Below are 21,202 nucleotides of genomic sequence, written 5' to 3' on the forward strand. Positions count from 1 at the left end.
TATTCTTTGGCACAATCAAATTTCTATTAGATGCCCAGGAACCAGCATGCCTCGCGTACTGACCATCGAAGACGACGCCGTCACCGGCCAGGAAATCGTCGCCGAACTTACCAGCCACGGCCTGGAGGTCGAGTGGGCCGACAACGGCCGTGAAGGCCTGGCCAAGGCCATTGCCGGTGGCTACGACCTGATCACCCTGGACCGCATGCTGCCCGAGGTCGATGGCCTGACCATCGTCACCACCCTGCGCAGCCTCAAGATCGCCACGCCGATCCTGATGATCAGCGCCCTCTCCGACGTCGACGAACGGGTACGCGGCCTGCGGGCCGGCGGTGACGACTACCTGACCAAGCCGTTTGCCTCCGACGAAATGGCCGCACGGGTCGAGGTATTGCTGCGCCGCAACAGTGTGCCCATGACCCAGACACGCCTCCAGGTCGCCGACCTGCAACTGGACCTGATCAGCCACGAGGCGCGCCGCGGTGACAATACGCTCAACCTGCTGCCCACCGAATACAAACTGCTGGAGTACCTGATGCGCCACAGCGGCCAGGTGATCACACGGATGATGATTTTCGAAGAAGTCTGGGGCTACCATTTCGACCCTGGCACAAACCTGATCGACGTGCACATCGGCCGTCTGCGCAAGAAAATCGACTCCCCCGGCCAGTCGCCGCTGATCCGTACGGTACGGGGCTCCGGCTATGCCATTGCTGAACCCGTCTAAAGGCTGGAGCTCCTCGACAAGCCGCCTGCTGGCGCTGTACAGCTTTCTGTTCGTGGCCTGGAGCAGCATCCTCATGGGGGTGCTGTACTTCGAGGTGTCCAGCTACCTGAACAAGCTCACCCGCCATTCCATGTTGCAGCGCCAACACCTGTTCGCGCACATGAGCGGCAAGCAGCTGGACGACGCCCTGATCGCCAGCCAGGCCTTCGAGGAGCGCAGCTTTGACGCCTATGGCCTGTTCGACACCCACCTCAACCCGATTGGCGGCAGTGTGCGCGCCCTGCCCCCGGAGCTCAGGCTGGACGGCAAGATCCATGAGTTGAAACGCTGCCTGGATGCCGACGACCCACACCTGCCCCGCGACAGCTGCGATGCGGTGGCGATCAAAGTGCAAGATGGCCGCTGGCTGGTACTGTTCCGCGATAACGGCTCACTGTTCGTGGTTACCCGGATCATCCTCGATGCCCTGCTCTGGGGTATCTCCTTGACGCTGATCCCAGGCTTTGCCGGCTGGTACCTGCTACGGCGCAGGCCGCTCAAGCGTATCCGCGCAATCCAGGCCCAGGCCGAGCTGATCGTTGCCGGCGACCTGACCCACCGCCTCCCGTTGTCGGCCCGGCGCGATGAGCTGGACATGCTGGCAGCCATCGTCAACGCCATGCTGGACCGCATCGAGCGGCTGATGCATGAGGTCAAGGGGGTGTGCGACAACATTGCCCATGACCTGCGTACCCCGCTCACCCGCTTGCGCGCCCAGCTGTACCGGATTCGCCAGCAGAGCGACGTCGACTCCGCGCAAGCCGAGGCGCTGGACCAGGCCATCGGCGAAACCGACACCCTGATGGCGCGTTTTCGCGGGTTGCTACGCATCAGCGAACTGGAAGATCGCCAGCGCCGGGCCGGCTTCGTCCAGCTTGACCCGCATGAACTGCTGGTCGAACTGCACGACTTCTATTTGCCTTTGGCCGAGGATGGCGGCATCCACCTGGAATTGCACCAGCCCGCGCAGCTGCCGGCACTGCACGGTGACCGCGAACTGCTGTTCGAGGCACTGGCCAACCTGGTGGGCAACGGTATCAAGTTCACGCCCGAGGGTGGGCAAGTGCGAATTAGCGCGACACACGACGACACCGGCGTGCGCCTGGCTATCGAGGACAGCGGGCCGGGCATTCCCGAAGAAGAGCGTACTGCGGTGCTGAAGCGCTTCTATCGCAGCGATGAAGGCCATCGCCATGCCGGGTTTGGGCTGGGATTGTCGATCGTTGCGGCGATCGTGGACCTGCATGGGTTCAGGCTGGAAATTGGGGAGAGCGAGTTGGGTGGGGCGAAGTTGGTATTGCACTGCCCGCTTGCCGGGCTTGGCAAGTAAAAGCCGGGGCCGCTTTGCGGCCCTTTCGCGGCACAAGGCCGCTCCTACAGGGGTAGCGCAGCATTAAAGGCTTGCGCGACCTTTGTAGGAGCGGCCTTGTGCCGCGAAAGGGCTGCAAAGCAGCCCCAGTACGCCGATCAGTCAGCCAAACGCCAGGTAGTCGTGCCCTTGCTGTCTTCCAGCACCACACCCATCGCGGTGAGCTGGTCGCGGATACGGTCCGACTCGGCCCAGTTCTTGTCCGCACGCGCCTGCAGACGCGCCTGAATCAGGCCTTCCACCTCGGCAGCATCGACCTTGCCTTCGGCACCTGCACGCAGGAAGTCATCGGCCTCCAGCTGCAGCACACCCAGCACTTCACCCAGCTCGCGCAGGCGGCCAGCCAGGCCGGCAGCAGCCTCCGGGTCGCTGTCGCGCAGGCGGTTGATCTCGCGCACCAGGTCGAACAGCACGGCGCAGGCTTCGGGGGTGCCGAAGTCGTCGTTCATCGCCACGCTAAAACGCTCGACAAACGCTTCGCCGCCTTTGGCCGCTACCCGTGGCAAGCCGCGCAGGGCGTGGTAGAAGCGCTCAAGCGCGCCCTTGGCGTCGCGCAGGCTGTCTTCGGAGTAGTTGATCGCGCTGCGATAGTGGCTGGCCACCAGCAGGTAACGCACCACTTCCGGGTGGTACTTCTCGAGCACATCGCGGATGGTGAAGAAGTTGTTCAACGACTTCGACATCTTCTCGCCGTTGATCCGGATCATGCCGCAGTGCATCCAGGCGTTGGCGTACTGCTTGCCTGTGGCCGCCTCGCTCTGGGCAATCTCGTTCTCGTGGTGCGGGAACTCCAGGTCGCTGCCACCGCCGTGAATGTCGAAGCTCTCACCCAGGCAGCAGGTGGACATCACCGAGCACTCGATGTGCCAGCCCGGGCGGCCCGGGCCCCATGGCGATTCCCAGCTCGGCTCACCGGGCTTGACGCCCTTCCACAGCACGAAGTCCAGCGGGTCCTGCTTGGCTTCGTCGACCTCGATGCGTGCGCCGATGCGCAGGTCTTCGATCTTCTTGCGCGACAGCTTGCCGTAGCCGACGAACTTGCCGACGCGGTAGTACACGTCGCCATTGCCTGGGGCATAGGCATAACCCTTGTCGATCAGGGTCTGGATCATCGCGTGCATGCCGGCGATATGGTCAGTGGCACGCGGCTCCTGGTCTGGCGGCAGGATGTTCAGGCGGCGCTCGTCTTCGTGCATCGCGTCAATCATGCGGGCGGTCAACGCGTCGAAGCTCTCGCCGTTCTCGTTGGCCCGGTTGATGATCTTGTCATCGATGTCGGTGATGTTGCGCACATACGTCAGCTCGTAGCCGCTCTTGCGCAGCCAGCGGGTGACCAGGTCGAAGGCCACCATGCTGCGGCCATGGCCCAGGTGGCAGTAGTCGTACACGGTCATGCCGCACACGTACATGCGCACCTTGTTGCCATCCAGCGGCTTGAAGGTTTCCTTCGCTTTGCTCAGGGTGTTGTAAATGGTAAGCACGGCGTTTCCTCAGCTGCCCCAGGAGTCACGCAGGGTGACAGTGCGGTTGAACACCGGGCGGCCCGGCTGGCTGTCTTTCAGGTCGGCGCAGAAGTAGCCTTCGCGCTCGAACTGGAAGCGGTCCTCGGGTCGCGCCTGGGCCAGAGACGGCTCGGCACGGCAACCGCTGAGCACTTGCAGCGAGTCCGGGTTGATGTTGTCCAGGAAGCTGCCGCCGTCCTCGGTCTTTTCCGGGTTCGGCGAGCGGAACAGGCGGTCGTACAGGCGCACTTCGCACTCGACGCTGCCCTCGGCCGGCACCCAGTGGATCACGCCCTTGACCTTACGGCCTTCAGGGTTCTTGCCCAAGGTGTCCGGGTCGTACGAGCAACGCAGCTCGACGATATTGCCATCGGCGTCCTTGATGGCCTCGTCGGCGCGAATCACGTAGCTGCCACGCAGGCGCACTTCACCGGCCGGTTCCAGGCGCTTGTAGCCCTTGGGCGGCTCTTCCATGAAGTCATCGCGGTCGATGTACAGCTCGCGCGCGAACGGCAGCACACGCACGCCCATGTCTTCTTTCGGGTGGCGTGGCAGCTCAAGCTGCTCCACCTGGCCTTCCGGGTAGTTGGTGATGACCACTTTCAGTGGGCGTAGCACGCACATGGCGCGCGGTGCGGTGCGGTCCAGGTCGTCACGGATGCTGAACTCGAGCATCGACATGTCGACCACGCCGTCGGAGCGGTTGGTGCCGATCATTTCGCAGAAGTTGCGGATCGAAGCCGGGGTGTAGCCGCGGCGACGGAAGCCGGACAGGGTCGACATGCGTGGGTCGTCCCAGGCGTCGACGTGCTTTTCGTCAACCAGCTGCTTGAGCTTGCGCTTGGACGTGATGGTGTAGTTCAGGTTCAGCCGGCTGAACTCGTACTGGCGCGGGTGCGCCGGCACCGGCAGGTTGTCGAGGAACCATTCGTACAACGGGCGATGCCCTTCGAACTCCAGGGTGCAGATCGAGTGGGTGATGCCCTCGATAGCGTCCGACTGGCCGTGGGTAAAGTCGTAGTTGGGGTAGATGCACCATTTGTCACCGGTCTGGTGATGGTGGGCATGGCGGATGCGGTACAGGATCGGATCGCGCAGGTTCATGTTCGGCGAAGCCATGTCGATCTTGGCCCGCAGCACGCACTCGCCGTCCTTGAACTCGCCGGCCTTCATGCGGGCGAACAGCTCGAGGTTTTCTTCCACGCTACGTTCGCGGAACGGGCTGTTCTTGCCCGGCTCCTTGAGGTTGCCGCGGTATTCTTTCGCTTGATCAGGGGTCAGGTCGCAGACATAGGCCTTGCCACGCTTGATCAGCTCGACCGCCCAGTCGTGCAACTGGTCGAAGTAGCTGGACGCATAACGCACGTCGCCGGCCCAGTCGAAGCCCAGCCATTTGACGTCGCTTTGAATGGCGTCGATGTATTCCTGGTCTTCCTTGGCCGGGTTGGTGTCATCGAAACGCAGGTGGCAGACGCCCCCGAATTCCTTGGCCAGGCCGAAGTTGACGCAGATCGACTTGGCGTGGCCGATGTGCAGGTAGCCGTTAGGCTCCGGCGGGAAGCGAGTGACGATGCTGCTGTGCTTGCCCGAGTCCAGGTCGGCCTGGATGATCGGCCGCAGGAAGTTCGCAGGGACAGCGGGGGCGCCTTTGGCAGCGGCGTTGGGCGCGTTGTCGGCAGTGGGCTTGCTCATAGGATCCTTGAATGCACGTGTCCGGCCTGGGTAGGCCGATTGAATCAAAGGGCCTATCATAGCCGAAGCAGTCAAGCTGCTGACAGTCGGGCCCGGACAAACTGGCGTGATTTATCACGGCTTTTTGCCCAAGCCTGGCAAAATGGCCAGTGCGCGCCATGTGTCGTGATCGCCTGAATATGCGTCAGGTGATAACCGGCGCCCTGCGCACCCTAATTCCCGATTGCCTTGAAAAAGCGAGTTTCAGCATGTCCAAAGTCAAACTGACCACCAACCACGGCGACATCGTCATTGAACTGAACGCTGAAAAAGCCCCGATTACCGTGGCCAACTTCATCGAATACGTCAACGCAGGCCACTACACCAACACCGTGTTCCACCGTGTGATCAAAGGCTTCATGATTCAGGGCGGCGGTTTCGAGCCAGGCATGAACGAAAAGCGTGACAAGCGTGCCAGCATCCAGAACGAAGCGGACAACGGCCTGAAAAACGCCAAGTACACCATCGCCATGGCCCGCACCATGGAGCCGCACTCTGCTTCGGCGCAGTTCTTCATCAACGCCTCCGACAACGACTTCCTCAACCACAGCGGCAAGAACGTACAGGGCTGGGGCTACGCGGTGTTCGGCGAAGTGATCGAAGGCCGTGAAGTGGTTGATGCCATCGAGAAGGTCGCCACCGGTTCCAAGGCTGGCCACCAGGACGTACCAAAAGAAGACGTGATCATCGAGAAAGCCGAGATCATTGGGTGATACTGCTGATCTCCGATCTGCATTTGCAAGAAGAGCGCCCGGACATTTCCCGGGCGTTTCTTGATCTGCTCGACGGCCGTGCCCGCCACGCCAAGGCGTTGTACATCCTCGGCGACTTCTTTGAAGCCTGGATCGGCGACGATGCCATGACGCCGTTCCAGCAGTCGATCTGCCAGGCCATGCGCCGGCTGAGCGACTGCGGTACGGCCATCTTCCTGATGCATGGCAACCGTGACTTCCTGATTGGCCAGGCTTTCTGCGACGCTGCGGGCTGCACGTTGTTGAGCGACCCCAGTGTGATCGAGCTGGGCGGTGAACAGGTACTGCTGATGCATGGCGACACCTTGTGCACCCGCGACCTGGGTTACATGAAGATGCGCCGCTTGCTGCGCAACCCGCTGAGCTTGTGGATCTTGCGCCACCTGCCGCTGTCAGCCCGCTACAAGCTGGCGCGCAAACTGCGCAGCGAAAGCAGCACGCAAGTGCGGATGAAGGCCACCGAAATTGTCGACGTCACACCGGAGGAAGTGCCCAAGGTGATGGCGGCGCATGGCGTGCGTACGCTGGTGCATGGCCATACCCACCGGCCGGCGATACACAAGCTGGTGGTTGATGGGGAACCGGCACGGCGCATCGTGCTGGGGGACTGGGACCGCCGGGGCTGGGCCTTGCAGGTAGATGAGCAAGGGTTTCAGCTGGCGCCGTTCGAGTTTTCCTGACGGGCACTGCGTGCCCCATGCAGGAGCGGCCTTGTGCCGAGAAGTGGCCGCACAGCGGCCCCAGATCTCAGCATAACCACCGAAATTGCTGGGGCTGCACCGCAGCCCTTTCGCGGCACAAGGCCGCTCCTGCAAGATCGCAGTCGCAGCAGAAAGCGCTACTGTTGCGCCACTGCCCCTTTGTCACGCTCACTGATCACCACTTCCCGATACGCCGGGTCTGCCTTGATCTGTGCCTCGGTAAACGGCATCACCGCCAGCTGCTTGGCCGCAAAGGCCTTGGTCTGGTCACTGGCATGCGCCGAAGCCGCTTCGCTCGACTGGGAGAACGCCAACAACCCCCGAGCCTCTGGCCCCTTGTCGGTGAAGCTGACCAGTTGCAAGTAGCTGGTACCGCTGACCACCAGCCGCTTGCCCGGCCCGTGCGGCACACTGTACATCGCGTTGTACACCCCCAGCGCCTGCGGGCCACCCGGTACCGGCGTACCATCAAGCGCCTGCTGCACCTGCCCCCAACGCGCCTCCCCCGCTACACCGCTGTCGCTCACCTGCTTGAGCGACGCCAGTGCCGCCTCGTGTACCAGCTTGCGCACGGCCGCCTGCTCCACCGCCAAACCACGCGGCGTGTGCTGCGGGTCTGCCGGATCAAAGGCCACCCGCCAGCTTTCCGGGTGCTCGGCCAAGGCATTGAACAGGTTCTGGAAATGCACCAGTCCAATACCACTGTCGAGGTCAGCCTTGCCATTCCAGGCAGCCAGGCTGCTGCACACGGCCTGTATATCTGCGCCTGCGCCCTCGCACCATTGCAGCAGGTCTGGCAGCACCAGGCTGGCCAGGTAGACCTCGTCGTCGGTCACCATGCGCTGCAGGTCATCCACGCCCAGCCTTGCCGTGCCCTGCAGGCGCTGCAGGGCAAAGCGGCCGCGCATGCCCAACGGCTTGTCACTGCGGCTGACCAAGGGTGAATAGCCGGTCAGCGGCTGCGCCGGGTTGGCCATCCAGGCCGGGTCGTTGGAGTTCTGCACGAAATCCTGGCGTTCAAGGCTCGGCAGCAGTCGCGCCGGGAAGATTCCCGGTTGCGCAGCCTGCGCGTCGACCTTCCACTGACAGGCGCTGCGCGAACCATCCAGCACCACCATGCGCCCTTGCCCTTGTGGGTTGCTGCAGGCACCCAGCAGTTGCTGGTCGACATACGGCACCACCGACTGGTTCAGGTACAGCGCCCCACCGCCCTGGTCCACGGCCAAGGTGTTGACCCAAGGAATACCCTGCAACTGCTCGACCGAGCGTTTAAGCGCCGCCAGGCTGTCGGCACGGTTGATCTGGTACCACTGCTGCAACACTCGGGTGTTTTCAAGGTTGGCGTCACGCAAGCTGTAGGCCGCGTGCGCATCCCAGTCCAGGCGCCCGGGCCATTGCACCACCGGGCCGAATTGCGAGCTGTAGACCTGCCGCTCTACCTGACTCAGGCTGCCATCTTCTGCCTTGACCGCAACGCTGATGGTTTGCCGGGCCAGTGGCAGCGACTTGCCATCAAGCAGGTAACGGGTCGGGTCCTTGGGGTCGAGCTGCAGCCGATACAGGGTGAAGTGGTTGGAGGTGTCGACGGTGTGCGTCCAGGCCAGGTGCGTGTTGAAACCGATATTGACCACCGGCAGGCCCGGCAATGCCGCGCCCATCACATCGAGCTGGCCAGGGATGGTCAGCTGCATCTGGTAGAAGCGCATGCCGCCCATCCACGGGAAGTGCGGGTTGGCCAACAACAGGCCGCGGCCATTGGCCGAACGCTGCGCGCCCACGGCCACCGCATTGCTGCCGCGCTCCGTGGCAAAGCGTTCTTGCCGCGCCAGCGCTGTGGCGAAACCTGCCGACGCTTGCTGGCTGCCCGCCGCAGGTGGGTGCGCGCCCGCCAGTGCCTCGACGAACTGCCCTATACCCCCCTCGGCCAATAGCCTGCGCGTCAGCTTGACCAGGTCCTGGCTGGTGATCGACCGCAGCCACTCACCGTTGCCACATTCGGCGGGCAAGCCTTCGCGGCGGCGCTCGGCGAGCGCCCGGTTGTAGCCGCTGGCATAGCCCGCCAGCAGTGCCTGCACCTGCGCCGGTTGCGCCTGCAGGAACGCATCGACTGCCGTCGGGCTGTTGAGCCAGGTGAAAAACAGGTCGCTGGTCAGGTTGTCACGCTGCTCCAGGGTCTTGCCCTTGGCACCAAAATGGCGTGAGCGCTCACCGCTCACGGTCAGCACCTCGTTGGCCAGCAGGCACAGGTTGTCCTGGGCATAGGCATAGCCAACGCCGTAGCCCAGGCCGCGCTCATCCTTGGCCACGATATGCGGCACTCCGTAACTGGTTCGACGGATCTGCGCGCTGGCATCGGTAGCGGGCTGGGCCTGCACCGCAACGCTGAAGGCCACCAGTGCAGCGGCCAGGCCTGCGCACGTCATGGGACGGGAAAGTGGAAACACGGGCACTCCTCGGATTCGGGGTCTATCCCGATCAGACGAGCGGCCAGGTGAAAATTTTACGTGTTACAAGACGATGGAACGTCTTGAAGAGGAACAGCCATTTTTTTTTCGAGTGGGTTGCAGTTTTTGCGTTCTCATTCGTCCTAGTAAGTGAGGCAACCACATTTCGGGTTCGTCCACGAAAAGGAGCATTCACATGTACAACCCGCAACCCTCGACTCACGCCGGGCGCGTCCCAGGCAAAGCGCCCAACGGACAGGACGTTTTTTCTGAGGAACGCATCGGCAACGAACAGATCCGCGAGCTGCTGCGCACCTTCGGCCTGCGAACCAGCCTGATCCGGCTCAAGGTGATCGATGCCTTGCACGCCGCTGACCGCAAGGGCCGCAGCATTGGCGTACGCGGCGTGCACGCACAACTGGAACAGCTGGATATTCCGCTGTCGTTCCTCAGCGTGCGTGAGGTGCTCAAGCGGCTGTGCACCGAAGGTGTCATCGAACTGGGCAACGACAAGTGCTACAGCCTCAACCCCCAGGCGCGCGCCGTACTGGAGCAGACACACACGCCCTGAGCGCATGGCCGGCCACACCTGGCCGGCCCGCACGGATCAGGGCTTGACCTTGCGCCGCAGAATGCCGTTGATCACCACGACCACAACGGCGATGGCGATGGCCGCCATCTGGAAGGTCTGCTCACTGATCGTGCCCTGCTTCTGCAGGTGGGACAGGCCCAGCATCAGGCCCAGTACTACCAGGATGATCAGAAGGGAATATTTGAGGCGCTGCACGTGTGTCATCGAAAGTTCCTTGCAACATCAGGGGCAAATGGCTCGCAACGAGCCGTGGCAATGATACAACGCCCATAGGGCCCGGCGCTGCATTTCCTGCTGGGTAGGGTGGCGACTGCCTGAAAGCATGGGGCTCCAAGCACCCATGCCGGAGGCATCATGTACAAACCCCTGCTGTTCGCGTCCCTGATTCTCACCCCGCTTACCCTTCACGCGCTGGACACCCGCGAGGTAACGGCAGCGCAACTGCTTGAGCTTGGTCGCGACCTGGAGCGCCATGCTGGCGCCAGCCAGTGGCAACAACTGTGGCAGCGCGTGCGTCAGGCTGGCTACCTGCAGGCACCCGACGCCCCACTGCATTTCAGCGCCCCCATGGCCCAGTTGCCTGATTTGGTCCGGCAGACCTTGGCCCAAGCCGATCAGGTGCAGGCGCTGCACCAGACCCAGGCGCTGTACCGCCGCAGCTTTTCCGGCACGGTCATCGGTCAGCGCGGCGGGCAGCCATTGCATGCCTTGTGCCTGCTGGTCGACTGGCGGGCGCTGCCACAAGGCATGCTCGATGCGCCTCAGGCCTACCTGCGCAGCGCCAGCCTGCTGAGCAGCTACCCCTGCAACTGAGGGTACCCTGGCCCATCACTGGACGAGCGGAGCGCCCTGATGGGAAATCAACGGCCACAGCCACATCGTGGAGACATGTCCTACAACGCAGGATATCGCTGCCTGCAATCGCTGTTCACCGAGGCTACAAGCTGCAACCCACATGTCGCCTAGCGATGCGCCGGGGGTGTCACACAGAATTTGCTCACACCGTCGACATAACGCCGCTGGTGATCGGGTCGCACATTCCCCCATCCCGAAGGAGCGCCATATGGAATTACCAGACTTGAGCCTCATCGATATCAGCCAACTGCCCCACTCGCTGCAGGCCCTGGTCGACTGTATCGGCATCGACAACGCCTACCAGTTGACCTGCGCCTACGGCGGCAGGCCCAAGTACATCCCCAAATACCGCGAACGTACCAAGCTCGCCGACGTACTGCCGGCCGAAGCGCTGGACGCACTGATCAAGCGCTTTGCCGGAGTAGCCCTGGAGATCCCCAAGGCTGACCACTTCCTACGCCAGCTGCGCAATCAGCAGATCCAGAAAGAAAGCGCCAATGGCCTTTCACGCAGCCTGCTGGCCAACAAGTACGGTCTGAGCCTGCGCCAGATCGGCAACATCCGTCGCCAGGAAACTTGCGCTCGCTGACGACCAGCACCGAGGCCGCCAGAGGTGGCCATCCTTCCCCTCCATAAAAAGAGCAACAAAACATGTCGATAGATAACAGCCTCATCGGATCCGTGATCAACGCCTTGCCCATGGACCGCATGATCGCAGGCCCCCTGCAGGCCATGGTCCAGGCCCAGGTTACCGCCAGCAAGTCGTACGCCGACTTCCTGATGCAGGTATGTGTGCAAGACGGCAAGGCCGTGGCTATCCAGTTCGATTACGACGAGACCATCGTCGACGAACAGGGTGAATACAAGGGCGTGGTCAGCAAGACCATGAAGGTGCCATTGCTGGCGGCCATCACACACCCGAACATCTCCATCGATGAAGGTAATGTCGAATTCGAGCTGATCATCAATCAGATGTCGGAAGACACCTCCAGCACGGAAATGGGTGCGGACGTGACCGGCTCACTGGGGTGGGGGCCCTTCAAGCTGAACGTAAAGGGCAGCGTCAGCCACAAGTCCGCCCAGACACGCAAGACCGACACCCGCGCCCGCTACGCCTTCAATACGACGATGAAGCGCCAGGAGCCACCTGAAGCGATGATGAGGGTGATCGAGTTCCTCACCGACGCGGCAACCAAGCCAACCGTGGTCAGAACCGCCGAACTGCAAAGCCCGGACGAAATTTCCCAGGCCGACACCTTGAAAGACCCTGCTGCCGATGCAGGCAACAACACCCCTTGAGACGCTCCACGAGCCGCAAACAGCCCCCTGGCCAGCACCGGGGGGGCACCACCTGGCCTGAGGAGTCGAGCCCATGAACAAGCCCCCTGCCCCGATGACCTCCATCGACCTGCGTGAGATCACCCGTGGCCTGCAGGAAGCCGCAAGCGCCACCAACAGCCTGATTGCACAGCAGTACATCAACCTGTTCGACCAGTTCTTCGAGTGCGACAGCGACGCCTTGGGCGCCCCCATGAAAGCCAAGATGGTCGAAGTGGCCATGGATGGGCAGCACATCATGCGCGTCCCCCTGTTTGCACTGGTGTCGCCCAAGGGCCTGGCCCTGGAGCGCATGCAGGTGGACCTGTCGGTCCGGGTCAAAGGGACCGAAGCACAACAGGCACTGCTGACCGCGAGCGAGAACAAGGCTGCCAGCTTCAAGGTCACCATCGGTGGCCAAGGCCGTCAGGGCGAAGGCCGTGACCCTGACGAAGTGCAGATCCGCATGCAGTTCCAGGCCAGCGAGCCGCCGGAAGCCCTGAACCGGCTCATCGAGGAGTACACCAGCCTGATCACCCCGGTACGCGCCCCCGGCCCACTGCCCTCGCCCGACACCAACGAATACATTGAGGCGGCCACTGTCCGTTGACGGCAGCCCCGGCACCGCTTCAGAAATCGCGCTTGTAGAAGATGTCCAGTGAGCTGGCCAGCCCACTGGCAGCTTCCAGATACACCTTCTTGCTCAGCTTGTAACGCAACGCGATGGTGTTGGCAGGCTCGAACACACCCACGCCGTAACGCAGGCTCAGCTTCTCGGTGATGTTGCCGCTGGCGACCACGCTGGTGCTGTTGCCCGAGCCTTCGGTGTCCAGCTGGAAGTCGTCGATCCCCAGGCTCGATGCCAGGCTGCCGGTGATACCGGCACTGCCTGCCAGCCCCAGGCCCAACGCTGCCTCGGCAAGCATGTTGTTGTCCTCGCCAGAGTTGCCCAGAGGCCGCCCCAGCACGAGGTACGACAGCGCCTGCTCCTGGCTCATGGCCGGTTCCGAAAACACCTTGGTTGTGGGTTGCTCGGCACTGCCGCTCAGGCGGATACCGGCAATAACATCATCGACCGTGCGGATGGCTTCGATGTCCAGGTACGGCTGGTCGATCGGGCCGGCGAACAGCAAGCGCGCACGGCGGATGGTCAGGCGCTGGCCGTAGGCACGGTAACGACCGTCAGCCAGGCTCAACTCGCCACGGGTGTCGAGGTTGTCGCCGATATGCACGTGGCCAAGCAGGTTGGCGGTCAGGCCAAAGCCACTGAACGACAACTTGTCGCGGCCCACCTCGACATCGATGTCCATGGCCATCGCCATGGGCGGTTTGCCCTCTTCGGTCTGGTGACCGACGATTACCGTGTCATCCGATACCTTCACGGTCGACGGTGGCAGTTCGCGCACGGTGATCTTGCCTTTGGGTACTTGCACCTTGCCGGTAACCGCCAGTTTGTCGTCGATCAGGCGCAAGGTCAGGTCCGGGGCGACCTCCAGCGTTGCATAAGGCTCGACCGTGACCGGCAGTTGCTGGCCTTGCAGGCGCAAGTCCATGCCCAATGCCTGCCCCCACGTGAGGTTGCCACTCAACTGGCCGCGCCCTGCATCGCCGCTGCGCCAGTTGCCATTGAGTTGCACCTGCTCGCCGGCGATCAGCGCCTGCAACGACAGGTCCTCAAGGCTGGCCGGCAACTCGGCGCCACTCACTTCGCCACCGCTGAGCATCAGGTTGCCGTTGACCTGTGGTGCCAGCAAGGTGCCTGAAAGCCGCCCACTGCCGTTGAGCTGCCCGGCCAGGCGTTCGACCATCGGCACGAACGGACGCGCCACCGACAGGTCCAGCCCGGCCAGGCGGAAATCACCTGACAACGGCTTGTTCATGCCCAACGGGTCGAGGCGCGTATTGACGTTCAGCTCGCCCAGGCGCTCTCCACGGAACGCAAGGCGGGTATCGATACGCCGTGGTGCCAACGTGCTGTCGACACGCAGGGCCTGATAGGGGAAATCGACCCAACGGCCCTTGTCGCGCACACGCAGCGTGCCGCCACTGGCATCAATGACAATGTTGCCTTTGGGGCCGCTGGCCGGGATGTCCAGATTGATATCCGCATTGAGCAGGCCCTGCCAGGCGAAGTCTTTTGGCAGCCACTGGGCAAGGCTGTCGAGCGGGAACTGCTTGAGGTGGTAGCGCAAGCGCGGCTCGGGCGCCAGGCGCTGGTCGTCACCACACAGGCTGGCCTGGCCAGATCGCCAGCAATGGGCACCGAAGTCCAGCTGGCCGCTGGCCAGACGCTGCAGGCGTGCCGGCGATTGCAGCTGCCAATCCTGGCCACCGGCCTGGATACGCCCACTCGCAAGGCGGCCACGCCAGTCACCCTTGCTCAACTGGCCATCCAGTCCGAGGTCAAGCTTGAGTTGCGGGCCATCCAGCGCCAGGGTCAAGGCTTGCTGGCGAATGTCGCCTTTGCCGTTGGCCTGCAGCGTGCCCAATGCCGTGTCGCCCAGGTGAATGCCAGTGGCCTTTAGCTCGATCACACCGCGCTGGGCGTTGTCCAGGCGGGCATCCAGGTCCAACTGTTGCAGCCGGTTTTCGGCCTGGGCCAAGTGCTGGCCCTGCAAGGTCAGCGTGCCTTGAGGAGCCTGCAAGGTGCCGGCAACATCCAGCCGGCCCTTGACCTGGCCTTGCAGCCTTGGCCACAGCTGGCCCAGGCGCGGGAGGTCAAGGTCGATTCGCCCGGCCAGGCGCTGCTGCAAGCTGCCACTGCCGTTGATACGGTTGTCACCCAGCTGGATCGCCAGGGCGCCGAGTGTCCAGTTCTGCCCCGCCCCCTGGGCCTCAGCCTTGAACACTGCCGGCTGGCCGCGCAGGCGGCCCTTGAGATCAAGCTGGGCATCAAGGGTGAGCACCTCGCCCTTCATCTCGCCCTTGCTGCGCAGCGGACCCGCCAAGGTACCCGGCAGCTCCGCCAGCCAATAGGCCGGGTCGAGCGCCGAAAGCTGCAAGTCGACATCCCAGGCCAAGGTGTCGGCAAAACGCACGGCCACACTGCCGGCGGCCTTGCCTTGCCCGGCGGTCAGCGCCAGTTGCGGCAGTTTCACCTGGGTCAGGTCACCTTCGAACGGGCTGACCAGGCTGAACGCCCCTGCCGGGCCGTCCAGGTCGCCTTTGAAGGTGCCCTGATAATTGCCATCGCGATAATGCACCTGCGTATTGAAACGCTTGAGGGTAACCTCGGGGGGTGTCTCCAGCGGGTACAGGCGCAACCACGGGAAGTCCTGCCAGTCCAGCTGCGCATCGGCGGTCAGGCCTTGCTGCCAGTCGGCCGTGGCCTGCAGTTTCACGCGCTGGGTGTCGCTGGCGGTCAGGTCAAGGGCATCGAGCCTGGCGCCTTTGCTGTCGACCAACCCGGACAGCGCCAACGCGATTGGCGACTGTTCAGCCGGCAGGCTGGCCGTTCCCGACAGTTGATAACCCTTGAGCAGGTCGCCCTTGGCATCAAGCTTGAGCTGATTCAACTGCAAGGTATCGGGCAGCGAGCCCGCCGGCTTGAACGCCTCTGAACGAATCTGCAGGGTCGCCGGCAGGTGCTCGGCCAACGCCTGCAACTGCCCGTTCAGCGTGGCGTCGAGGTAACCGCTGCTGGTGCCCGCAAGCTTCAGGGTCTTTTGCAATTCGCCGGTGGCGGTCAGTGCCAACTGCCAGGGTTTGCCGTCCACGGCTGGCAGTTGCAGCTGCGCCTGGAGTTGCACTGGCCAGTCACCTTCGGGCTGCAGGTCGCCCTGCAGGTTCAATTGCAGGTCATCGCGCTGCAGGTGCAGGCTGTCGATGCGCATCCCGGTGCCGGTCCAGTGCGCCGCCAGTTGCAAGTCACCCAGCAGGTCGCTGCCATCCAGCCGCAGTTGGCCGACCTTGACCTCGCCCAGTTCGATGGCCAGCGGCAAGCGCAGCGCCGGCAGCTGCAGCGGGCCGCTTTCGGCCGGCTCGGCACTTGGCGCAAAGGCCATGTCGATGCGTTGTGCCTGCAACCGGTCGATGCACAGGGTGGCGCGCAGCAGGCAGGCAGGCGACCAGGCCAGTAGCGGTGCCTGCAACTCTACCGTGCTGCCACCGTCGGCCCAGCGCAGCATGCTGGCCTGCCAGCTACCCGCCAGGCGCCCCTGGAAATTGGTCACCTCAAGCCCGGGCACCTTGCCCAGCGCCCAGCGGCTACCCGCCTCGGTACCCAGCAGCAGGCCTAGCACCAGGCCCAGGCTCGCGACTACCCCGAGCAGGCCCAGCAGAATGTATTTGATCACGCGTTTCACAGCTCAGGCCCCATGGAAAAGTGCAGGCGAATGCCCCCTTCGTCATCCAGCGCCTTGGCCAGGTCCAGGCGCAATGGCCCGACCGGCGAAACCCAGCGCACACCAAAACCGACACCGGTCTTGAGGCTGGGCAGCTCAAGGTTGTTGAACGAGTTACCCTGGTCGACAAACGTCGCGATCCGCCACTTTTCGGTCAACGAATACTGGTACTCGACACTGCCGGCCACCATGTAACGCCCGCCGATGCGGTCGCCATCGCTGTTTTTCGGTGACAGGGTCTGGTAGTCGTAGCCACGCACGCTCTGGTCGCCACCGGCGAAGAAGCGCAGCGACGGCGGAATGTTGTTCTTGAAGCCATTGGTCGCACTGCCGCCGAACTGTACGCGACCGAGCAAGCGGTGGTTCTGGCCAAGCGTGGTCAGGCCCTTGAGCAGTACATTGCCGTGCAACAGGTTGGTGTCGGAAACCAGCCCTTCCTTGGCCGCCTGTACATCGAACTGCAGCCGGTAGCCGTTGTGCGGATCGATGCGGTTGTCACTGCGCAGGAAGGAATAGCTCACGCCAGGCATCAGCAGGTTGCTCAGCCCGGAATCGTCACCCAGGCGATACTCCTCGCGCTGGTACTTGAGCGAAATGACCCGCTGCCAGCCACTGGGCAGCTTGCTGTGCCACTCGGGGCCGACTGTCAGCAGTTTGCTGAGGGTATCGGTACCGGCAAGCTCCTCGTTCTGGTAGCCGCCGGCGAAGCGCAACTTGTCGGTCAGTGGCGGGTCGAGGGGGATGTCGTACCACAGGCCAACGTTCTGCCGCGGTGCCGACAGCTCGGTTTCCCAACCATAACTGTGGCCCTGCGGGTTGACCCAATGGCGGGTCCAGTTGGCCTTGCCACGCGGACCGACGTCGGTCGAGAAGCCCAGGCCCAGGCCCATGGTGCGTGGTTTGCGGGTTTCCAGGCGGACATCCACCGGGATTTCTTCGCCCACCGCGGCGGTGGGCGCAGCATCCACCCGCACGCCTTCAAAATACCCGCTCGATTGCAGGTCATTGTTCAGTTCGGCAATCAGTTCCGAGTCGTAGGGGGTGCCCGGCTGGAACGACACCATGCGCTGCAGCAGGTCATCGTCCAGCGGCGTGTCGCCGCCGAAGGTCACTGCGCCCAAGTGATAGCGCGGACCACTCTGGTAGACCAGTTCGATATCGGCCACACCGGCCTGCGGGTCGACGGCCAGGCGCTGGCTGCTGAAGCGGCCACTGAAAAAACCGTAGCGCGACGCCTGGTTCTGGATCAGCCGCTTGGCATCTTCGTAATGGCCGTGGTTGAGTTGTTCACCTGGGCGCAGTGCCTTGCTGTCGGGCACACGGAAGGCCTTCATTTCGCTGGCGGGGCCTTCGATGCGCACGGTCACGTTGCGCAGGCGGATCGGCTCGCCCGGGTTGATGCTGAGGATCAGTTGCGGGGAATGGTCTGCGTCTTTGGGGGGCTTTACCTCGGTATCGATCTGCGCCTGGTAGTAGCCAAGTGCCTGCGCGGCTTTGCGCGCCTGCTCTTCTGCCCCGCGACTGAAGCGTAACAATGCTTCTTCATCGCGGTCACCAAGGGTGCCTATATAGCCTTCGACATTGGCCTTGAGCGCTTTGTTGGCTGGTTTTACCTTCACCAGCAACTCGCTCTGGCCCCATGCTGCGAAACTGGCGGCCCAGATAACCAGGCCCCAGGTCAATCTTCCTGAATACGTCATGCGGCAAATGCTACCAGAGCCAGACGCTCAAGGGAGCCGCCTGGCGGGATGTTCAGGCAAAAGTGGAGGTTGAAGAGACTGGATTGGGATGGAAGAAGACCCGTTCCCGGATAGGTCCTACGGCAACCTCACCAATTTCTTCATAGCCCTGGCGCTGGTAAAAGGCCAGGTAATGCTCATTGCCGGTGTCGAGCACCACGCCCTTGGTGCCTGGTTGATCCGCGCACCAGTCGTGCACGGCTTGTAACAATTGCTCCCCGTAATGCTTGCCCTGAAATTGCGGATGTACCCCCAGCAATGGCAACACATGCACCTGATCGGTGGGCAGGCAGGTGGACAGGGCGGCCTGGTAGTCCATGTAACGCCGCGTGCAGCGCAGGCCAGTGCCGAGGATCATGCGCAGGCGCCAGGCCCAGCTGTCGGCAACGCCCAACCGGCGCACCGGCGGCACGATCAGGGCCAGGGCAATCAGGCGGTCGTCCACCAGCAAACCGATGGCAGGTAACTGCAAGTAAAAGTGCTGGCGCACCCATTCGCGCACCATCACCCGCAAGCGTTGCTCATACCCTGGGCGCTGGGCTTCGAAGATATAGGCAAAGGTAGGTTCGTGGCGGTAGGCGTTGTACAGCAGCGAACGCGCCTCGCGGCTGTAGCCGTCATCGAGCAGGCAGACTTGAGCCGGAGCGGCAGTGGTTTCGGGCATTGCGGGCAGACCTCCTGGAATGGGCGTACATTGCCTTGGAGGTGCACCACCGCGCTTCGTTCACCCCCTACAGCACGTTAGCAGCAGGCTTCCCAAGCCGCCATGCTGGTGATGTGGGGCGATGTCGGCTAGCATCCCGCCTTTTACCGGGATCGTCTTTCCATGAAGATCGTCTGTTTCAACATCAACGGCCTGCGAGCCCGCCCGCACCAGCTGGCAGCGCTGATCGAAAAGCACCAGCCGGACGTAATCGGCCTGCAGGAAACCAAGGTCAGCGACGATCAGTTCCCGCTGGCCGACGTAGAGGCGCTGGGTTACCACGTGCACTACCACGGCCAGAAAGGCCATTACGGCGTGGCGCTGCTGTCGCGCCAAGCCCCGTTGAGCCTGCACAAGGGCTTTGCCACCGATGAAGAAGAGGCCCAGCGCCGCTTCATCTGGGGCACCTTCGCCGATGCCGATGGCAACCCGATCACCATCATGAACGGCTATTTTCCCCAAGGCGAAAGCCGCGCCCACCCAACCAAGTTCCCGGCCAAGCAGCGTTTCTACAGCGACCTGCAGGCACTGCTGGAAGGCCAGTTCCGCAACGACCAGCCACTGCTGGTCATGGGCGACATGAACATCTCGCCGCAAGACTGCGACATCGGCATCGGCCCGGACAACGCCAAGCGCTGGTTGAAGACCGGCAAGTGCAGCTTCCTGCCAGAAGAGCGTGAGTGGATGGAGCGCTTGAAAGGCTGGGGCCTGGTTGACAGCTTCCGCCACCTGCACCCGGACGTGACCGACCGTTTCAGCTGGTTCGACTACCGCAGCCGTGGTTTCGAGGACGATCCCAAGCGCGGCCTGCGCATCGACCTGATCATGGCCTCGCAGCACCTGGTGCCGCGCATCAAGGGAGCGGGCGTGGACTATGAACTGCGTGGCATGGAAAAGCCCTCGGACCATGCGCCGATCTGGCTGGAACTGAGCTGATCGCCGGGGGCCATATCCGCATCACCGCCGCCCTGTGGGAGCGGCCTTGTGTCGCGATAGGGCTGCATCGCAGCCCCAGCAATGTAGACGTTGACGCAGAAATCCTGGGGCCGCTGCGCGGCCCTTTCGCCACACAAGGCCGCTCCCACAGTAAGTGTGTGGCGCTTTCGACCTCCGCACTCACAAGCCCAGCCGCAACGCCTCCCCCACCCCGGCCCCACGGACATCGTCCGCCGCGCTGACCAGGGCAAAGTTGTAAGCCCCATGCGACCAGTAACGCGCCTCCAGCTGGCCATCGACCCGCTGCCCGTCCGGCATGCGCCGATACAGCTCGCCCGGTGAGCGCAAGAACAGGCTGATGCGCTGGCCCTTGCCATCCTCAAACACCAGCAGCGCCGCCGGCCCCTGTTCGTTGCTGAGCAAGCGCGCCCCCACCGGTTTGAAGCCATAGCCCGCCAGGTCCGGCAATTGCCCCACGCGGCTGAAATGCCGCCCCAACCAGTCGCGCAACTGCCCCGCATCACTGGCCTGGATATCCAGCGCCTCGCTGCCGGCAAACAAACGGTGCGCCTGGACGGCATCGGCCATGGGCAGGTCGACTCGTGCCAGGGACGCATCGCGCACCTGCCAGCCGCCCAGCCCTCCCACACCCAATGCCAGCATCACCACCGCCGCTGCGGCCCACCGCCGCTGCCGACGCTGGCGCAATTGCCGACGCACCTGCCCAAGGTCCAGCTGCGCCGCCCCAGGCAGTTCGCCAAACCCGGCCAGCGCCGTACGCAACCGGCGGGCATCGGCGCGCCAGCCCTCCACCCGTGCCGCCGCCTGTGGGTTGGCCGCCAGCCAGGCCTGCACCTCGGCCCGGCGCACAGGCGCCAGGCGCTCATCGACGTAAGCGTGCAATTCGTCTTCGCTGGGGATCAGACGCGTCATTTCAGTCTCCGCAAGGCCGGTGGCTGGGGGTTGCCCTCGGTCAGTTCGCGCAAGGCACTGCGGGCGCGCGACAGGCGCGACATCACAGTGCCGATAGGGATGCCCAAGGCCTGGGCGGCTTCCTTGTAACTCAAGCCTTCAATGCTGATAAGCAGCAACAAGGCGCGCTGTTCGGCTGTCAGCCGGGCAAAAGCCTGCAAGTCGGCCTGGGCCAGGACACTGGCCTCAGGGTTGGCCCCTTGCGGCTCCTCCTCGTACTCGGCACGGCCGAACCAGGACAGCCAGCGCGCATGCAGGCGGTCGCGGCGCTTACCATCAAGGAAAAGCCGATAGAGGATGGTAAACAGCCAGGCCCGCAGCGCCTCGGCATCGCGTTGCTGGTCGCGTCGGCTGAGGGCCCGCTCGACCGTGGCCTGCACCAGGTCATCGGCGCTGCCCGGCTCGCGGGTCAGCCACACGGCAAAGCGGCGCAGGCGGGCCAGCAGCTCGCGCCACTGGTGGTCATCCAGATCGTGCATG

At 63.4% G+C, this 21,202-nt stretch carries 19 protein-coding genes; 10 read left to right on the top strand and 9 right to left on the bottom strand.

The features are described from left to right. Positions 1–46: 46 nt before the first annotated feature. Entirely contained in the window at positions 47–727 is a 681-nt protein-coding gene (locus SB765_RS14595; protein WP_016499978.1) for a response regulator transcription factor, read from the top strand. Next, on the top strand, positions 705–2,096 hold the full coding sequence (locus tag SB765_RS14600; protein WP_410910631.1) for a sensor histidine kinase: 1,392 nt from the start codon (positions 705–707) through the stop codon (positions 2,094–2,096). The genes SB765_RS14595 and SB765_RS14600 overlap by 23 nt, the downstream gene beginning before the upstream one ends. A gap of 137 nt (positions 2,097–2,233) precedes the next feature. Here the strand turns inward: SB765_RS14600 and cysS are convergent, their stop codons facing one another. After that, positions 2,234–3,616, bottom strand: coding sequence for a cysteine--tRNA ligase (gene cysS / locus SB765_RS14605; RefSeq protein ID WP_016499980.1), 1,383 nt, complete (start codon positions 3,614–3,616; stop codon positions 2,234–2,236). Positions 3,617–3,625: 9 nt separating this feature from the next. Beyond that, entirely contained in the window at positions 3,626–5,329 is a 1,704-nt protein-coding gene (locus SB765_RS14610; protein WP_410910630.1) for a glutamine--tRNA ligase/YqeY domain fusion protein, read from the bottom strand. Positions 5,330–5,577: 248 nt separating this feature from the next. On the opposite strand from SB765_RS14610, the gene SB765_RS14615 reads away from it, so the two are divergent. Then, positions 5,578–6,081 (top strand): peptidylprolyl isomerase, encoded by a 504-nt coding sequence (locus tag SB765_RS14615; RefSeq protein ID WP_031311992.1) that lies wholly within the window; start codon positions 5,578–5,580, stop codon positions 6,079–6,081. Further along, positions 6,078–6,800 (top strand): UDP-2,3-diacylglucosamine diphosphatase, encoded by a 723-nt coding sequence (locus SB765_RS14620; RefSeq protein ID WP_341795750.1) that lies wholly within the window; start codon positions 6,078–6,080, stop codon positions 6,798–6,800. Before SB765_RS14615 ends, SB765_RS14620 begins: the two co-directional genes overlap by 4 nt. 158 nt (positions 6,801–6,958) lie before the next feature. Here SB765_RS14620 and SB765_RS14625 read toward each other — a convergent pair whose 3' ends face one another. Beyond that, positions 6,959–9,265 carry an acylase gene (locus SB765_RS14625; RefSeq protein ID WP_410931500.1) on the bottom strand — a complete coding sequence of 769 codons (2,307 nt, stop codon included), beginning with the start codon at positions 9,263–9,265 and terminating at the stop codon, positions 6,959–6,961. A gap of 196 nt (positions 9,266–9,461) precedes the next feature. Here SB765_RS14625 and SB765_RS14630 point away from each other — a divergent pair, with 196 nt between their 5' ends. Further along, complete coding sequence (locus tag SB765_RS14630; protein WP_410931501.1) at positions 9,462–9,836, top strand: fe2+ zn2+ uptake regulation protein; 375 nt, start codon at positions 9,462–9,464, stop codon at positions 9,834–9,836. A gap of 36 nt (positions 9,837–9,872) precedes the next feature. Here the strand turns inward: SB765_RS14630 and SB765_RS14635 are convergent, their stop codons facing one another. Next, positions 9,873–10,061 (bottom strand): hypothetical protein, encoded by a 189-nt coding sequence (locus tag SB765_RS14635; RefSeq protein ID WP_016499986.1) that lies wholly within the window; start codon positions 10,059–10,061, stop codon positions 9,873–9,875. 150 nt (positions 10,062–10,211) lie between these two features. Here SB765_RS14635 and SB765_RS14640 point away from each other — a divergent pair, with 150 nt between their 5' ends. The 4 genes from SB765_RS14640 to SB765_RS14655 all read left to right on the top strand — a co-directional run bounded on the left by SB765_RS14640 (position 10,212) and on the right by SB765_RS14655 (position 12,639). After that, on the top strand, positions 10,212–10,670 hold the full coding sequence (locus tag SB765_RS14640) for a hypothetical protein (protein WP_410910628.1): 459 nt from the start codon (positions 10,212–10,214) through the stop codon (positions 10,668–10,670). 250 nt (positions 10,671–10,920) lie between these two features. Next, entirely contained in the window at positions 10,921–11,301 is a 381-nt protein-coding gene (locus tag SB765_RS14645; RefSeq protein ID WP_258657081.1) for a Mor transcription activator family protein, read from the top strand. Between the two features lie 62 nt (positions 11,302–11,363). Further along, on the top strand, positions 11,364–12,011 hold the full coding sequence (locus SB765_RS14650; RefSeq protein ID WP_016499989.1) for a DUF2589 domain-containing protein: 648 nt from the start codon (positions 11,364–11,366) through the stop codon (positions 12,009–12,011). Between the two features lie 73 nt (positions 12,012–12,084). Next, a complete protein-coding gene (locus tag SB765_RS14655) occupies positions 12,085–12,639 on the top strand; it encodes a DUF2589 domain-containing protein (protein ID WP_341795755.1) in 555 nt (184 codons plus the stop codon). Positions 12,640–12,658: 19 nt separating this feature from the next. Here SB765_RS14655 and SB765_RS14660 read toward each other — a convergent pair whose 3' ends face one another. The 3 genes from SB765_RS14660 to SB765_RS14670 are packed head-to-tail and all read right to left on the bottom strand — an operon-like array spanning position 12,659 to position 18,775. After that, complete coding sequence (locus tag SB765_RS14660) at positions 12,659–16,333, bottom strand: translocation/assembly module TamB domain-containing protein (protein WP_410931502.1); 3,675 nt, start codon at positions 16,331–16,333, stop codon at positions 12,659–12,661. Next, positions 16,330–18,072: an autotransporter assembly complex protein TamA gene (locus SB765_RS14665; protein WP_341795758.1), complete on the bottom strand. Its 1,743-nt coding sequence runs from the start codon at positions 18,070–18,072 to the stop codon at positions 16,330–16,332. The genes SB765_RS14660 and SB765_RS14665 overlap by 4 nt, the downstream gene beginning before the upstream one ends. Positions 18,073–18,124: 52 nt before the next feature. After that, on the bottom strand, positions 18,125–18,775 hold the full coding sequence (locus tag SB765_RS14670) for a GNAT family N-acetyltransferase (RefSeq protein ID WP_410931503.1): 651 nt from the start codon (positions 18,773–18,775) through the stop codon (positions 18,125–18,127). Between the two features lie 162 nt (positions 18,776–18,937). On the opposite strand from SB765_RS14670, the gene xthA reads away from it, so the two are divergent. After that, positions 18,938–19,750 (top strand): exodeoxyribonuclease III, encoded by an 813-nt coding sequence (xthA, locus tag SB765_RS14675; RefSeq protein ID WP_410931504.1) that lies wholly within the window; start codon positions 18,938–18,940, stop codon positions 19,748–19,750. 180 nt (positions 19,751–19,930) lie between these two features. Here xthA and SB765_RS14680 read toward each other — a convergent pair whose 3' ends face one another. Together SB765_RS14680 and SB765_RS14685 are read right to left on the bottom strand one after the other, a co-directional pair. Further along, on the bottom strand, positions 19,931–20,683 hold the full coding sequence (locus tag SB765_RS14680) for an anti-sigma factor family protein (RefSeq protein WP_016499995.1): 753 nt from the start codon (positions 20,681–20,683) through the stop codon (positions 19,931–19,933). Beyond that, on the bottom strand, positions 20,680–21,201 hold the full coding sequence (locus SB765_RS14685; RefSeq protein ID WP_341795760.1) for a sigma-70 family RNA polymerase sigma factor: 522 nt from the start codon (positions 21,199–21,201) through the stop codon (positions 20,680–20,682). Before SB765_RS14685 ends, SB765_RS14680 begins: the two co-directional genes overlap by 4 nt. Position 21,202: the final 1 nt, after the last annotated feature.

The sequence above is a fragment of the Pseudomonas sp. SIMBA_067 genome (assembly GCF_046534675.1).
GTDB classification, from domain to species: domain Bacteria; phylum Pseudomonadota; class Gammaproteobacteria; order Pseudomonadales; family Pseudomonadaceae; genus Aquipseudomonas; species Aquipseudomonas putida.